The organism is Bradyrhizobium sp. LVM 105 (assembly GCF_003957705.1).
In the GTDB taxonomy this organism is placed as follows: Bacteria; Pseudomonadota; Alphaproteobacteria; order Rhizobiales; family Xanthobacteraceae; genus Bradyrhizobium; species Bradyrhizobium frederickii.
Genome location: NZ_QZMV01000022.1, coordinates 24,645 through 40,453 on the forward strand (window position 1 = coordinate 24,645; position 15,809 = coordinate 40,453).

Below are 15,809 nucleotides of genomic sequence, written 5' to 3' on the forward strand. Positions count from 1 at the left end.
ACGTCCCGGGGGTGTCAAAGCTCGGTGTCGTGACGTCGTGGTGTCAGGCGTCGTTCTCGTCAGTTGCGCGGCGGTTTCGCCGCCACGATATCGTCGGCCTTGACCCATCCAGGCGTGCCGACGGCAAAGCGGGTTTTCGCGCGCGTGGCGAGCTCGCGGGCGGTCTTGTTGTCGCCGCGCAAGTAAGCGGCCTGTGCCGATGCGAGATCCGCCTCGGCATAATCTCCCTTCCGGCCATAGGCCATCGCGAGCTGGCTGTAACCGAGGATGGCCTCGGGCTCCCGCGCCACCGCGGCGCGGAGAATCCGAACGGCGTCGTCGGTGTAGGCCTTATTATCGGTTCCAACCAGAGCCTGCCCAAGTAACATCTCGATGAGGGGTGAATTGTTCGAGAGTGCGACGGCCTTGCGCAGGGCCGGGATCGCCTCGGCCGGCTTGCCGCTTTCCAGCAGGGCCTGGCCGCGCACCTCGTAGAAATACGGGTTGTTCGGCTGAACCTGGATCAGCGCGTCGATCTGGGTGAGCGCGTTGCGCAGATCGCCGTGCAGATAGGTGCTGATGGCGCGGGCATAGCGCGCCGGCATGCTGTCGTTCGACAGCGGATAGCGGCGGTACACCGTCTCCGGCCGCTCCATGAAGGCGGATATCTTGGCGCGAACCATGTCGTGGCGAAGCTGAAGCGCGGGATCGTCCTTCTTGGTCCAGTAGGGGCTGGAGCTTGCGAACTCCTGCAGCGCGGCAACGCGCTCGGCCGGCATCGGATGCGACTGGAGATAGGGATCGGCGCCTCGCGCGGCGAACAGGCTCTCGCTGGTGAAGCGCTTGAAGGTCTCGTACATGCCCTTCGGCGATTGCTGGGTCGCGGTCAGGAATCGCACGCCGGCGCGGTCGGCGTTCTCCTCCTGCTGGCGCTGATAGGACAGCAGCGACCGGCGGATCACCTCCTGGGGAGCGGCGATCGCGGCCGCCCCGGCATTGGCGAGCCCGTTATTGCCTGCGCTGCCGCGCTGGGTGCTGCCCGCGGCGATCGCGCCGGCACCGAGCAGCATCGCGATGATCATCTGGGTCTGGGCGGCGGCGAGCTGCTCGCGCAGCTTGGACAGATGGCCGCCCGCCAGATGCCCGGTCTCGTGCGCGAGCACGCCGATGATCTGGTTCGGCGTCTCCGATTGAAGGATCGCGCCGTAATTGACGAAGATGCGGCGGCCGTCGGCGACGAACGCGTTGAACGAGCTGTCGTTGAGGATCACCATCTGGATGTTCTGCTTCTCCAGACCCGCGGCGCGCAGGATCGGGCGCGTATATTCGCGCAGCAGCTGCTCAGTCTCGGTGTCGCGCAGGACCGGCGGCCCTTTGGCTTGCGCTTGCGCAGCGGAGAACGGCGTCAGCGCGATCGCCGCAGCCGTGACGAGGGCGGTGAGGGCGGAAGCCTTCTGGCGCAATGCGATCTGGAGCGACATCAAACGGTCTTGATCAAACGATCTGGAAAGCAGTTTCGTGATTGGTTTTGGCGATTGGCGGCGGACCGGATACGCGATATGCCCTTAGGAGCCGTTCCCCTTATGAGCCGCACAATGCGGCCAGTCTGGGGCGCAAGCGCCCCGTTTCCCGGACCGGACGCACCGGCCCGCCAGCGAAATAGCAGAAATCGATGCACGATGCGACTTTAAGGAACCGGTTGGGGCAGTGGCTCGAGCCCTCCCGCCGCAGCGATGTTCCCCCGTTCATGGTGATGGACGTCATGGCCGCAGCGGCCCGAATCGAGGCCGCCGGCGGCCACGTCATCCATATGGAGGTCGGCCAGCCTGCGGCCGGCGCGCCCAGGACGGCGATTGCTGCCGCCCATACGGCGCTCGAGGCCGGGCGGATCGATTATACCTCCGCGCTCGGCATCCCCTCCTTGCGCGAGCGCATCGCACGCCATTATCGCGACGCCTATGGCTGCGACGTCAGCCCCGAGCGGATCGTGGTGACCACCGGCTCCTCCGGCGGGTTCATCCTGGCGTTCCTGTCGATGTTCGAGCCGGGCGACCGCGTCGCCGTGACGGTGCCGGGTTATCCGCCCTACCGGCATATCCTGACCGCGCTCGGTTGCGAGCCGGTGTTGATCGAGACCACGAACGAGACGCGCCATGCGCTCACCGGCGAGGCATTGCTCGCCGCCCATCGCAAGGCGCCGCTGAAGGGGGTGCTGGTCGGCAGCCCCGCCAATCCGACGGGGACGATGATGTCCCGCGAAGCGCTCGCCGGGCTGATCGTGGCCGCCGAAGACGCGGGCATCCGCTTCATCTCGGACGAGATCTATCATGGGCTCGATTATGCGTTTCCGGCCGTCACCGCCGCCGCGCTGTCCGAGCACGCACTCGTGATCAACTCGTTCTCGAAGTATTTTTGCATGACGGGTTGGCGCGTCGGCTGGATGGTCGTACCCGCAATCCTGGTGCGGCCGATCGAGCGGCTGCAGCAGAACCTGTCGATCTCGGTGCCGGCACTATCGCAGATCGCGGCGGAGGCCGCCTTCGACGGTGCGGCCGAGATGGAGGCGATCAAGCATGGCTATCAGGAAAACCGGCAGATTTTGATCGAGGGATTGCCGAAGGCGGGCCTCAGCAAATTCCTGCCGGCCGATGGTGCGTTTTATCTCTATGCCGACGTCTCCGACTTCACCTCCGACAGTTTCGAGTTCGCCAAGCAGATGCTGGAGCAGGCACGCGTTGCGGCTACGCCAGGCCTCGATTTCGATCCCGTCCACGGCCGATCGTTCATTCGCTTTTCCTATGCACGCTCGCCGGGGGAGATGCGCGAGGCAGTTGACCGGATCGCTGACTGGCTTAAATAGCCGCCAGTTTCGACCAGCTCCGGAGTTCAAACTTGCCTGACCACCGATCCGTCCCGACTGCTGCTGCGCCACATTTTTCTCTCGCCGCTTTGATGTGGCCGACCCGGCCAGGCGAAACCGTCGGCGCAGTGCGTGCCGTCGTGCTGGTTGGGCTCGGCACCGCATTGATGGCGCTATCGGCCAAGGTCAGCCTGCCGCTGCCCTATGTGCCCATGACGTTGCAGACGTTGATGGTGCTGATGATCGGCGCGGCCTATGGCTGGCGTCTTGGCAGCGTAACCATGATCGCCTACCTCGCCGAGGGCGCGCTTGGCGCGCCGGTCTTTGCCGGACCGGTGGGTGGAATTGCACCGCTGGTTGGCCCGACCGCGGGCTACCTGTTCGGATTCATTGCGGCCGCTTTCGTGACTGGCTGGCTCGCCGAGCGCGGCTGGGATCGCAGCGTGGCGCTGCTGTTTGCAGCCATGGCTGTTGGCCATGTCGTCATTCTGGCCGCCGGCTTCGGCTGGCTGGCGTTCGGTCTCGGGCTCGGCGTTGCGAAGGCCTGGCAGGTCGGCATCGTGCCGTTCGTTGCGGCTTCGCTGGTCAAGAACGCGCTTGGCGCGACGTTGATGCCGGCGGCGCGCAGGCTGATCGAGCGCCGGCGATAAAGCGCCTAAGTTCGCGGTTCCAATTGACCGGGCCGGCCAAGTTGATCCTGGCTGGCCCTCTGCGTTTGAAGGGGAGTGAAGCGATGACGACCACAACGATGGTGGGGGCGCCGATCGCGTCGCCGGCAGCAAAGCCGTGGTACACGGTTCTCTACGTCCAGGTGCTGATCGCCATCGTGCTCGGCGCCCTGGTCGGCTGGCTCTGGCCTACGGTCGCTACGAATGAATGGATCAAGGCGCTCGGCGACGGCTTCATCAAGCTGATCAAGATGGTGATCGCGCCGATCATCTTCTGCACCGTCGTCTCCGGCATCGCCCACATCCAGGATGCCAAGAAGGTCGGCCGCATCGGCGTCAAGGCGCTGGTCTATTTCGAGGTCGTCTCGACCTTCGCCCTGGTGCTCGGCCTCGTCGTCGGCAATCTCGTCAAGCCGGGCGCAGGCTTCGGCAATGCTGCGGCAAGTGCGGAGGCGGTTTCCAAGTTTGCGGACCAGGCCAAGGCGCAGAAGTCAGTCGATTTCGTGCTGCACATCATTCCGGACACCGTGGTCGGTGCCTTCGCGCAAGGCGAGATCCTGCAGGTGCTGCTGTTCGCGGTGCTGTTCGGATTCGCGCTCATGAGTCTCGGCGAACGCGGCCACACCATCCGCAGCTTCATCGACGACGCCGCCCATGCCGTGTTCGGCGTCATCTCCATCGTGATGCGCGCGGCGCCGATCGGCGCGTTCGGTGCGATGGCCTACACCATCGGCAAGTTCGGCACCGGGGCTATCCTCAACCTGATCGGGCTGATCGCGACCTTCTACGTCACCGCGGCCTTGTTCGTGTTCGTCGTGCTCGGCATCATCGCGCGCCTGGCCGGCTTCTCGATCTTCAAGTTCCTGGCCTACATCAAGGACGAACTGCTGATCGTGCTCGGCACGTCCTCATCGGAGAGCGCGTTGCCGTCCATGATGGAGAAGCTGGAGCGGCTCGGCTGCTCCAAGTCGGTGGTCGGCCTCGTGGTACCCACGGGGTACTCGTTCAACCTCGACGGCACCAACATCTACATGACGCTGGCGACGCTGTTCATCGCACAGGCGCTCGGCGTCGATCTCAGCTTCAGCCAGCAGCTTACGATCCTGGTGGTGGCGATGCTGACCTCGAAGGGCGCCTCCGGCATCACCGGCGCGGGCTTCATCACGCTGGCGGCGACGCTCGCCGTGGTCGACCCGCGCCTCGTGCCGGGCATGGCGATCGTGCTCGGCATCGACAAGTTCATGAGCGAGTGCCGCGCGCTGACCAATCTGTGCGGCAACGGCGTCGCCTGCGTGATCGTCGCCTGGTGGGAGGGTGAGCTCGACCGCGACAAGCTCAACGCCAACCTCGCCAAGCAGATCGATCCGACCGACATGGAGACGGCGATCACGACGGACTGAGCCGGCACTGCAGCGCTGGTAGCGCTCGAAGTAATAGGGCTGGTCGATATCCTCGATCAGCCCTTTTCTTTGAGTCTAGAATCGCTCCGGCCGATAGGGCAGCGGATCGATCGCCGGCGTCTCGCCGCTCATGATTTCGGCGAGCAGGCGTCCGGTCGCAGGTCCCAGGGTGAAACCCTGGTGGCCGTGGCCGAAATTCATCCAGAGGCCGGGATGACGCGGAGCTTGGCCGAGCACCGGCAGCATATCGGGCGTGCAGGGGCGGGTGCCGAACCACGGATCCGGCTCGACGCGCTTGCCGAGGTCGATCAGCTCGCGTGCGGAGCTTTCCGCACTGGCGAGCTGCACGGGCGTGGCGAGCGCGTCCATGCCGGTCAATTCCGCGCCGGTGGTGATGCGGATTCCCTTCGCCATCGGGCCCATGGCGTAGCCGCCGCCCTTGTCGACGAGCGGCAGGTCGAGCGAGGCACCGCCGCTGTAATGCATGTGGTAGCCGCGCTTGCGCACCAACGGAATGCGATAGCCGAATTTGGTGAGGAGATCGGGTGACCACGGCCCGAGCGTCACGACGGCGTGGGCGGCGTCGAGGCGCCCCTGGTCCGTCACGACCGACCAGCCGCTCGCGGTCTGCCGCAGCGACTGCGCATCGCCGAGCACGATGGTGCCGCCGAGGCGCTCGAACAGCTGGGCGTAGGACGTGACCAGCGCGCCGGGATCGGAGACGGTCCAGGTGTCGAGCCAATGGATCGCGCCGGGAAGATCGTCGCGCAGGATCGGCTCGGCTTTGGCGAGCTCGCTGCCGGAGAGCACGCGAAAATTCACGCCGAAGTCGCGCTGGTCTTCCTCCGCGGCCTTGATCGAGAGATCCAGGTCGGCGGCGTTGCGGTACAGCGCCCGATAGCCGGCGCGGCGGATCAGATTGTCGGCATGAGCTTCGCGAACGAGGATGTCGTGTTCCGAAGTCGCGTAGGCGATCAGTCGCGCCCACGCCTCGATCGCCTCGCGATGCCGTTTCGGCGCCGAATGCCACCAATAGCGGAGCAGGGGCTCGATATGGCGGTGAAGCGACGACAGGCTGTAGCGCACGTCGTTGGTGCGGCCTGTCGCGATCTTCAGGAGCGTCGCAAGGTCGCGCGGCATCGGATAGGGGCGGACCGCTTCGGCCTGGATCATGCCGGCATTGCCGTAGCTGGTCTCGCGACCCGGCTCCCTGCGGTCGACGAGCGTGACGGCCCAGCCGCGCTGCCGCAGGTGCAGCGCGGCGCTGACACCGATCATGCCGCCGCCGAGAACCATTGCGCTTTGCATCGGAAGACTTCTCCTGTCGGACCGGGGCGTTCCCAAGTTATTCCCAAGTGAGGAAGCCGGGGGCAGCGGACAGCGGCGGCGCCGCGGCAAGCCGCGCCAGATCCGGGACGGGCCGGCACAATTGCGCATCGCCTGCGAACGCGGCCTCGATGCCCGCGGCGACCGAGAGCACGATGGCGTCGCCGCCGCGTGGACCGATGATCTGGAGGCCGAACGGCAGTCCGGCTTCATCGAGGCCGAGCGGAATGCTGATCGCGGGATGACCAGGGAGCGTGACGGCGTAGGCCAGCGCGAGCCAGTGGAAGTAGGACCGGGTCGGCACGCCGTCGATCTCAGCGGGATGAGGCTCCGACCACGGCCGCGGGCTCAGCGTAATGGTCGGACTGATCAGCACGTCACAGGTTTCGAAGAAGCTCTGATAGGCGCGATAGATCCGCGTCTGCGTCGCCGTGGCCCGCGCATGGTCCTCGAGCGTGTAGCCGAGCCCTTCCTCGACATTGGCGCGGACATTGGGGCCGAGCATCTCGCGACGTTCTTTGTAGTTCTTGCCGTGCATGGCCAGGAACAGGCCGGCGCGCAACACGGCGAAGGCGTCGTCCGCGCCGGAGCAATCCGGCGTCGCCTCGCGGGATTCCGCGAACAGCGGCGCCAGCTTCTTCACCCGTGCGCGGAACACGCGCCGGATCGCCTTTTCGGTCGGGGCGAAGCCAAAATCCTCGGTGAAGGCGAGGCGCAGCTTGCCGAGCTCTGCGGGGTGCGGACCGGCCCAGCGCTCGGCGCGAGCGCGCACGGGCTCGCCGGGCAGCGTATAGGCGAGCGGATCGCGGGCGTCATCGCTCGCCATCACCGACAGCATCAGCGCAGTGTCGGCGACGTTCCGCGCCATCGGCCCGTCGGTCGACAGATTGGACCAGCCGAACGCACGCTTCTCGCTGGCCACGAGGCCGTAGGACGGACGCATGCCGACGATGCCGGCGAAGCCTGCCGGATTGCGCAGGGAGCCGCCGGTGTCCGAGCCCGAGGCGAGCGGAGCCATGCCGCAGGCGAGCGCCACCGCCGAGCCGCCGGAGGAGCCCGCCGCCGAGCGCAGGGGATCGAAGGGATTGCCGGTCGCGCCGAATACGGGATTGCGGGTGTTGCCGCCCGCCGCCCATTCCGGCGTGTTGGTCTTGCCGAAGATGATGGCGCCCGCGGCGCGCAGGCGCGCGACCGAGCCCTGGTCGGCAGCCGGGACGTTATCCTTCAGCAGCGGGCTGCCATAGGTGGAGCGCATCCCGGCGGTGTCCTGGGTGTCCTTGATGAGAACGGGAAGGCCGTGCAGAGCACCGCGATCCTCGCCGCGCAGAATGGCGGCTTCGGCCGCCTTGGCGGCGGCGCGTGCGCCCGGCTCGTCCAGCGTCACGACGGCGTTGACTGCGGGGTTGATCGCGGCGATGCGGGACAGACAGGCGTCGAGCAACTCGACGGGCGAGATCGCCCGGGCGGCCAACAGGCGGCGCAGTTCGACGGCGCTGGAATCGCAAAGCTCCGACAATGCCGGTCCCCTTTCAGATTGCGACAACGGCTTAGCACATCGGCACAACGGCGAAATAAAAACGCCCGGCCGGTGCCGGGCGTTTTGCATTTGGATGTTCGGTCTTATTCGCCGCCGCCGAAACGGCGGGACCACCAGCCGGCGCGGCGCGGCGCGGCGGGCGTTTCGCTTGCCGATTGCGGCGCGGGTTCGGCTGCCGGGGCGGGCGGCGTGACCGGCTCGGCCGCCTGCACGACCGGCGTTGCCGGCTCGCTCGGGCTGCTCGACAGGAAGCTCACCTTTTCGCGCACCGTGGAGCGGCGCCGTGCGGCCTTGTCGTCGACGGGCTCTTCCTCCGCGGCAACCGCGGCAACGGGCTCGGGCTGGGCAGACACCTCGGTCTGCACCTCGGCGCGCGGTTCCGGCTGCGAGGCTTGCGGTTCAGTGCTGTGCTCGGCTTGCGCGATCGAGGGCGCAGCCTCATTGCCGAAGCCGTCGAAATCGGCGACTGCGTCGGCAGCTTCCGATGGCTGATTGGTGCCGAGTTCGTCGCTGATCGAGCCGGCGAGACCTTCCTCGCCGCCACCGCGACGGCGGCGCCCGCCGCGGCGCCCGCGCCGGCGCCGGCGTTCGCCGCTGCCCTGCTGCTCACCACGGGCCGCTTGTTCCTCGCCTTCCTCGCCGTCCTGCTCGGACTCGGCATCGTCCTCGACTTCGCCGGCCGCGACGGCCGCCTCGGGAAGCGTGGGAGGACTATCCTCGCGCAACTCGCCGTCGCGCGGGCCACCGCGGCCGCGGCGGCGACGGCGGCGCTTGCGGCGCTGGCCGTCCTGGTCGGACGCGGCTTCGCCGGACGCCTGCTCCTCGGCGAGACCTTCGGTCTCCTCGGTTTCGACCTCGGATTCGGTCTCGATGTCGAAGGCGTCCTCATCGTCGTAGGGCTCTTCGGGCAGCGGCGGCGGGCTCGCAGCCGCCTGCGCCGCAAGCAGCGCCTTGGCGGCTTCCAGCGTATGCACCTGCTCGCCGCGGTCGATCACGTAAGCCTGAGGTCCGCTGACGGACTGATCGGCAATCACCGACAGCGTCACCTTGAAGCCGTTCTCGAGGTCGCGCAGGTGGCCGCGCTTGTGGTTCAGCACATAGAGCGCGACGTCGGTGCGGGTGCGGACCACGAGATTATGGGTCGCGCCCTTCATCAGGATCTCTTCGAGGCCGCGCAGCAGCTGGAGCGCCACCGAGGACACCGAGCGGACATGGCCGGTGCCGCCACAATGCGGGCACGGATCGGTCGAGCTCTCGAGCACGCTGGCGCGGATGCGCTGGCGCGACATCTCGAGCAGGCCGAAATGCGAGATGCGTCCGACCTGGATGCGCGCGCGATCCTGCCTGAGGCAGTCGGACAGCTTGCGCTCGACCGCACGGTTGTTGCGCTTCTCGTCCATGTCGATGAAGTCGATGACGATCAGGCCGGCGAGGTCGCGCAGGCGAAGCTGGCGGGCGACCTCTTCGGCCGCCTCCAGGTTGGTCTTCAGCGCGGTGTCCTCGATATGGTGCTCGCGCGTCGATCGGCCGGAGTTGACGTCGATCGAGACCAGCGCCTCGGTCTGGTTGATCACGATGTAGCCGCCGGAGCGCAGCTGCACGGTCGGCGAGAACATCGCGTCGAGCTGGCTCTCGACGCCCATGCGCGAGAACAACGGCTGGCCGTCGCGATATTGCTTCACCGCGCTGACATTGGCGGGCATCAGCATCTTCATGAAGTCGCGCGCTTCACGGTAGCCGGACTCGCCGGCCACCTGAATCTCGTCGATCTCCTTGTTGTAGAGGTCGCGCAGCGAGCGCTTGATCAGCGAGCCTTCCTCGTAGACGAGGGTCGGGGCCTGCGACTTCAGCGTGAGGTCGCGCACCGTCTCCCACATCCGGATCAGATATTCGAAGTCGCGCTTGATCTCGGGCTTGGTCCGGGCGGCGCCGGCCGTGCGCAGGATGATGCCCATGCCCTCGGGCACGTCGAGATCCTGCACCACTTCCTTCAGGCGGGAACGGTCCTGGGCGCTGGTGATCTTGCGGCTGATGCCGCCGCCCCGCGCGGTGTTCGGCATCAACACGGCATAGCGGCCGGCGAGCGACAGATAGGTCGTCAGCGCAGCGCCCTTGTTGCCACGCTCTTCCTTGACGACCTGCACCAGCATCACCTGGCGACGCTTGATGACTTCCTGGATCTTGTACTGGCGGCGCGGGCGGAACGTGCGCTCCGGCACTTCCTCCAGCACGTCGTCGCCGCCGACGGATTCGACGACTTCCTCTTCGGCTTCCTCGCCGTCCTCGTCCTCATCCTCGTCTTCGTCGTCTTCGCCGGCTGCGTCCCCGGCTTCGGCATGCGGCGCCTCGGTGCTCTCGCCGTACACGGCGTCGGCCGGCTCAGCGGCAGCGGTCACGGCTTCGGCGAGGGCCTCGGCATGCGCTTCGGAAAGGGCGGCCTCCTGCGGCTCGGCAACAGTCCCGGTCGCGACCACGGGCTCGGCGCCGACGGCCGCGACAGGCGCGGGCGTCTCGTCGGCATGATCGTGGTCGTGATGGTCGTGCTGATGATCGTGATCGCGATGATCGTGACCATGGTCGTGATCGTGGGCGTGCTCGTCATGATGGGCATGACGATCGTCGTGATCATGCTCGCCATGATCATGTCCGGTATGGTCGTGGTCGTGGCTTTCGTGCTCGCCGTGATGCTCGGCATCGGCATGCAGATGCTCGCCTTCGTGCAAGGCACCCTCGCCATGCTCCACTTGCGCCGCGCCCTCGATCGGCTGGGCGGCGGGATCGGCACCGGCGTCGAGGCCCTCGACGATGTCGCTGCGCACGCGCTCGCCGTGACCGCGGCGGCGGGCATTGCGGTGGCGCGAACGGCGGCGCCCGTGAGAGCGGTTCTCGCTCTCCTCTTCGGCCTCGCGATGGGCCTGTTCCTCGGCCTCGATCAGCGCCTGCCGGTCGGCGACCGGGATTTGGTAATAGTCGGGATGGATTTCGCTGAAGGCGAGGAAGCCGTGGCGGTTGCCGCCATATTCGACGAAGGCGGCCTGGAGCGAGGGTTCGACCCTTGTGACCTTGGCGAGGTAGATATTCCCGCGCAGTTGCTTGCGTTGCGCGGTCTCGAAATCAAACTCTTCGACGCGATTGCCGCGGACCACGACGACCCGGGTCTCTTCCGGGTGGGTGGCGTCGATCAACATCTTGTTGGGCATGTCTTAACTCTTGGCGGCGGCGGGCGCGATTCACCGTGGGCGCGTATCGCGCCGCCGGGTGACGCGACGGTCCACCTGATTCGGGGGTGAGGGGAAGGCCGAAACGCCGTCTCTCGCGCCTTGCCGGACCGGAAGCTTCAGGACCATTGCGGCGCGCGGGATTTTCACTCCGCAGCGTCGCGAATGGTCCTTCAGAATTCGTCGGCACAGTCTGGCGCATCAAGCGTCGGCCCGTATGAAACATTGGGCGGCGAGGCCGCCCTTCAATCAGTTGCTGCTGGCCAGGCATGGCGCGAGCGCGCTCGCCTTGGGGATCACGAACCGCTCCCTTGGGATCAAGGGACCGGGTAATGGGTTACGTCGCTGTCAGAACCGTCCCGGCAACGTGAGTGGTAATCCGGGACCGTTCCGCCGCCGACGCTTGACCCGTTCCACCCGCTGCCGCGCACCGCGCTGGCCTTAGAGGGAAACGGAAAACGCTGGAATTCCCAAACCTTGAGAGTTCCGGCGCTGCACCGGGAGGCTGAATGCGACACAACCGAAAATATCGGCCGTCAGCATTCCGTACATACGAGGAATGAGCCATCCGTGCAAGGGAGCGTCGCACGGCGGTCACAGTCAGAGAGTTTCGCACTTCCGTCATTAGGGATCGATTAACCCTGTGGTTCTATTGCGTTAAAAGGGGCTGCTCGGAGGCACGGAATCGGTGGCGAGCCGCACAAATCAACGGGTTTTGCTGGGATGCGCACTGTTGTGCGCTGCAGCGTTGCCATGGGCTGATTCCTCGCGCCTGCGGGCCGCGGAAAGCCAGCCACAACCCGCTGTTGCAGCGGCGAATTTTCCAATCGCCTCGGCCGCGCGGCTGGCCGGTGACGGCAAGCAGACCCGCTTCATTCTCGACATCAACCAGGCCGTTACCTTCCGCGCCGTCACGCTGGCTGACCCGTACCGGGTCGTCGTCGACGTGCCCCAGGTCAATTTTCAGCTGCCCGCCGGCACGGGGGCCGCGGGGCGCGGACTGGTCAAGGCCTTCCGCTATGGGCTCGTCATGCCCGGCGGCTCGCGAATCGTGTTCGACCTGACGGGACCGGCCAAGATCGCCAAGTCCTACGTGGTCGAGGCGGCCAACGGCCAGCCGGCCCGGCTTGTGCTGGAGTTCGAGGAGGCCGACCGGGCCGCCTTCGTGCAGGCGCTCGCGCCCGAAAACCGCCCCGAGCTGCGGCCCACGATCGCCGAGGCGCAGCCTGCAACGGGTCCCGCGACCGCAGCCCCGGAAACGGCGCAGCAGAAGGCCGACGGCCGCCCGGTGGTCGTGATCGATCCCGGCCATGGCGGCATCGACAATGGCACGCAGTCGAGCGGCGAGAGCGAGAAGAACCTGGTGCTGGCTTTCGGGTTGGCGCTCCGCGACAAACTGGAGAAGGCCGGCAAGTACCGTGTGGTCATGACGCGGGACGACGACACCTTCATTCCCCTCAATGACCGGACCAAGATCGCCCGCAATCACAAGGCGGCGCTGTTCGTCTCGATCCATGCCGATGCGCTGCCGCGGGCCGAGGGCGATGCGCAGGGCGCGACCATCTATACGCTGTCCGACAAGGCGTCCGACGCCGAGGCCCAGCGGCTGGCGGATGCGGAAAACCGGGCCGATGCGATCGCCGGCTTCAACCTCGCCGAGGAGCCGACCGACGTCGCCGACATCCTGATCGACCTCACGCAGCGGGAAACCCGCACTTTTTCAAACCGTTTCGCCCGCCTCTTGATGGGTGAAATGAAGTCAACGGTGCGGATGCACAAGCATCCCCTGAAGTCGGCCGGCTTCCGGGTCCTGAAGGCGCCCGACGTGCCGTCGGTGCTGGTCGAGATCGGGTACGTCTCCAACAAGGGCGACCTCGAGCATCTGGTCTCCGAGGGCTGGCGGTCCCGTGCCGTGGGCTCGATGGCGCAGGCAATCGATGGGTTTTTGACCAAACGGATGGCCACGGCGGGATCGTCAAACTGACGACCCTGGGATCGTCAGATTGACGACCCCGGGGATTTTCGAACTGAAAGGGGTTTTCCGCCCCCTCGCAAAGGCCCTAGTTTGGCCACAGCGGGCGCTTTATAAAAAACGCCGCAGGGGGTTCCGGAATCGGCGAGAATCCTGTTCGGCAAGCGTCTTAAGTCCGGCACTTGATGGTATTGTGTAGCCGGCGAATTCGCGACGTGAGGTTGGTGCCAGTTTGGGGTGCCAAGGGGTCGATACTGGGCTGATCCAGACTTTGAACGGATAAACAGATAATGCGCTTGCTGGTGCGGTTCATGGGCTTCCTGTTCGCCGCGGGAACAGTGGTGTTCCTTGTCGGTGTCGGGGCCGTGGCAGGCTTGATCTGGCATTTCTCCAAGGACTTGCCTGACTACTCTCAGCTTCAGGATTACGAGCCGCCGGTGATGACCCGCGTGCACGCGGTCGACGGCTCGCTGGTCGGCGAATACGCCAAGGAGCGGCGCCTCTATCTGCCGATCCAGGCGGTACCCAAGCTCGTGATCAACGCGTTCCTCGCGGCCGAGGACAAGAATTTCTACGAACATGGCGGCATCGACTACACCGGCATGGCGCGCGCGGGTCTGGTCTACATCCAGAACTACGGCTCGAACCGCCGTCCGCAGGGCGCCTCCACCATCACCCAGCAGGTCGCCAAGAACTTCCTTCTGACCAACGAGGTCTCGTTCGCCCGCAAGATCAAGGAAGCCTTGCTGGCGATGCGCATCGAGAAGACCTATTCGAAGGACAAGATCCTCGAGCTGTATCTGAACGAGATCTATCTCGGTCTCGGTGCCTACGGCATCGCGGCCGCGTCGCTGGTCTATTTCGACAAGTCGGTGAACGAGCTGACCGTGGCGGAAGCGTCCTATCTGGCGGCGCTGCCGAAGATGCCGGCGACCCTGCATCCGGTCCGCAACCGTGACCGCGCCATCGAGCGCCGCAACTATGTCGTCGATCGTCTGCTCGAGAACGGCTGGATCAAGCAGGCCGACGCCGACAAGGCGCGCAAGGAGCCGCTCGCCGTCACCAGCCGTTCCAACGGCGCTCACACTTTCGCCGGCGAATATTTCGCCGAGGAAGTTCGCCGCGACATCTTCGAGCGCTACGGCGAGAAGAAGCTGTATGAAGGCGGCCTGTCGGTCCGCACCACGCTGAATCCGAAGATCCAGGTCATGGCCCGCAAGGCGATGGTCACCGGCCTCGTGAACTATGACGAGCAGCAAGGCTATCGCGGTGCCATGAGCAAGCTCGACGTCTCGGGTGACTGGGGCGTCAAGCTCGCCGAGATCAAGTCGCTCTCCGACATCTCGCCTTGGCGCATGGCGGTCGTGCTGGAAACCAGCGACCAGTCGGCGCGCATCGGCTTCCAGCCGAGCCGCGAGCTTGGCGGCGCCGTCAGCAAGCAGCGCGAGACCGGCATCATCACGGTCGACGGCGTCAAATGGGCGCGAGCCGCGCAAGGCGGAACCAAGGGCAAGACGCCGACGGCAGTGTCGCAGGTGCTGCAGCCGGGCGACGTGATCTACGCCGATCCGCTCTACAAGGACGGCCAGCCTGTCGAGGGCCAGTACCGCCTGCGCCAGATCCCCGAAGTGTCCGGCGCGATGGTGGCGATGGATCCCTGGACCGGCCGCGTGCTCGCAATGGTCGGCGGCTTCTCGTTCGATCAGAGCCAGTTCAACCGCGCCACGCAGGCCTATCGGCAGCCGGGTTCGTCGTTCAAGCCGATCGTGTATTCGGCCGCGCTCGACAACGGCTATACGCCCTCGACCGTCGTGCTCGATGCTCCGATCGAAATCGATCAGGGGCAGGGCGCCGGCGTATGGCGCCCGGAAAACTTCTCCTCGGGCAAATTCCAGGGACCGGTGACGCTGCGCAACGCGCTGCGGCAATCCCTCAACACGGTGACGGTGCGCCTTGCGCAGGACATCGGCATGCCGCTGATCGGCGAATATGCCCGCCGCTTCGGAGTCTATGACGAACTGCCGAACTATCTCTCCTATGCGCTCGGCGCCGGCGAAACGACGGCGATGCGCATGGTCACGGCGTACTCGATGCTCGCCAATGGCGGCCGCCGCGTGAAGCCGACGCTGATCGACCGTATCCAGGACCGTTACGGCCGCACCATCTTCAAGCACGACCAGCGCGAATGCCGCGGCTGCGACGCGCCGGGCGGCTGGAAGAACCAGGCCGAGCCGCAGCTGATCGACCGCCGCGAGCAGGTGCTGGATTCCATGACCGCCTACCAGATCACCGAACTGATGGAGGGCGTGGTCCAGGCCGGAACCGCGACCGTGGTCAAGGACGTCGGCAAGCCGGTCGCCGGCAAGACCGGCACCACCAACGAGGCCAAGGATGCCTGGTTCGTCGGCTTCTCGCCCGACATCGCCGTCGCCATCTATATGGGCTACGACAAGCCGCGCCCGCTCGGCAAAGGCAATGCCGCAACCGGCGGCCATCTGGCGGCTCCCATCGCGCGCGATTTCCTCAAGCTCGCGCTCGCCGACAAGCCTGCGGTTCCGTTCAAGGTGCCGGCCGGCATCAAGCTCGTCCGCGTCGCCTCCAAGACCGGCATGCGCGCCGGTCCCGGCGAGACCGGCGGCACCATCCTCGAAGCCTTCAAGCCGGGCACGGCGCCGCCGGACAATTATTCGGTCATCGGCGTGGCCGACGCCGACGGGCGCATGCCGGCCTCGCAGCAGCAGCAGCCCGATTCCGGCTTCTTCATGCGGCCCGGCACCGGCGGGCTTTACTAAGGCCGGATAACACACACGATCGCGGTTCCGGCGGTTGCGCTTTGCAGCCGCCGCCGC

10 protein-coding genes are annotated in these 15,809 nt (G+C 66.3%); 6 read left to right on the top strand and 4 right to left on the bottom strand.

Going from position 1 to position 15,809, the window contains the following annotated elements; all coding sequences use genetic code 11:
• Positions 1-59: 59 nt before the first annotated feature.
• Positions 60-1,460, bottom strand: a complete 1,401-nt coding sequence (locus D6B98_RS35325; protein WP_126261615.1) for a M48 family metalloprotease — start codon at positions 1,458-1,460, stop codon at positions 60-62.
• Positions 1,461-1,651: 191 nt separating this feature from the next.
• Between D6B98_RS35325 and D6B98_RS35330 the strand changes: the two genes are divergently transcribed.
• From D6B98_RS35330 to D6B98_RS35340, 3 genes are all read left to right on the top strand, one after another.
• On the top strand, positions 1,652-2,839 hold the full coding sequence (locus tag D6B98_RS35330) for a pyridoxal phosphate-dependent aminotransferase (RefSeq protein WP_126261616.1): 1,188 nt from the start codon (positions 1,652-1,654) through the stop codon (positions 2,837-2,839).
• Positions 2,840-2,931: 92 nt separating this feature from the next.
• Entirely contained in the window at positions 2,932-3,489 is a 558-nt protein-coding gene (locus D6B98_RS35335) for a biotin transporter BioY (protein WP_126261641.1), read from the top strand.
• A gap of 83 nt (positions 3,490-3,572) precedes the next feature.
• The gene (locus D6B98_RS35340) at positions 3,573-4,907 is read left to right on the top strand and encodes a dicarboxylate/amino acid:cation symporter (RefSeq protein WP_126261617.1); all 1,335 of its coding nucleotides are present in this window, start codon (positions 3,573-3,575) and stop codon (positions 4,905-4,907) included.
• Positions 4,908-4,982: 75 nt separating this feature from the next.
• Here the strand turns inward: D6B98_RS35340 and D6B98_RS35345 are convergent, their stop codons facing one another.
• The 3 genes from D6B98_RS35345 to D6B98_RS35355 form a co-directional block, all read right to left on the bottom strand.
• Complete coding sequence (locus D6B98_RS35345; protein ID WP_126261618.1) at positions 4,983-6,215, bottom strand: NAD(P)/FAD-dependent oxidoreductase; 1,233 nt, start codon at positions 6,213-6,215, stop codon at positions 4,983-4,985.
• 37 nt (positions 6,216-6,252) lie between these two features.
• On the bottom strand, positions 6,253-7,749 hold the full coding sequence (locus D6B98_RS35350) for an amidase (RefSeq protein ID WP_126261619.1): 1,497 nt from the start codon (positions 7,747-7,749) through the stop codon (positions 6,253-6,255).
• Positions 7,750-7,853: 104 nt separating this feature from the next.
• Complete coding sequence (locus D6B98_RS35355) at positions 7,854-10,166, bottom strand: Rne/Rng family ribonuclease (RefSeq protein WP_283810183.1); 2,313 nt, start codon at positions 10,164-10,166, stop codon at positions 7,854-7,856.
• A gap of 21 nt (positions 10,167-10,187) precedes the next feature.
• Here D6B98_RS35355 and D6B98_RS41545 point away from each other — a divergent pair, with 21 nt between their 5' ends.
• The 3 genes from D6B98_RS41545 to D6B98_RS35365 all read left to right on the top strand — a co-directional run bounded on the left by D6B98_RS41545 (position 10,188) and on the right by D6B98_RS35365 (position 15,752).
• Positions 10,188-11,060 carry a hypothetical protein gene (locus D6B98_RS41545; protein ID WP_283810184.1) on the top strand — a complete coding sequence of 291 codons (873 nt, stop codon included), beginning with the start codon at positions 10,188-10,190 and terminating at the stop codon, positions 11,058-11,060.
• 616 nt (positions 11,061-11,676) lie between these two features.
• Positions 11,677-12,972, top strand: a complete 1,296-nt coding sequence (locus D6B98_RS35360) for an N-acetylmuramoyl-L-alanine amidase (protein ID WP_126261621.1) — start codon at positions 11,677-11,679, stop codon at positions 12,970-12,972.
• 278 nt (positions 12,973-13,250) lie between these two features.
• Positions 13,251-15,752, top strand: coding sequence for a penicillin-binding protein 1A (locus tag D6B98_RS35365; protein ID WP_126261622.1), 2,502 nt, complete (start codon positions 13,251-13,253; stop codon positions 15,750-15,752).
• The last annotated feature ends 57 nt before the right edge of the window (positions 15,753-15,809 follow it).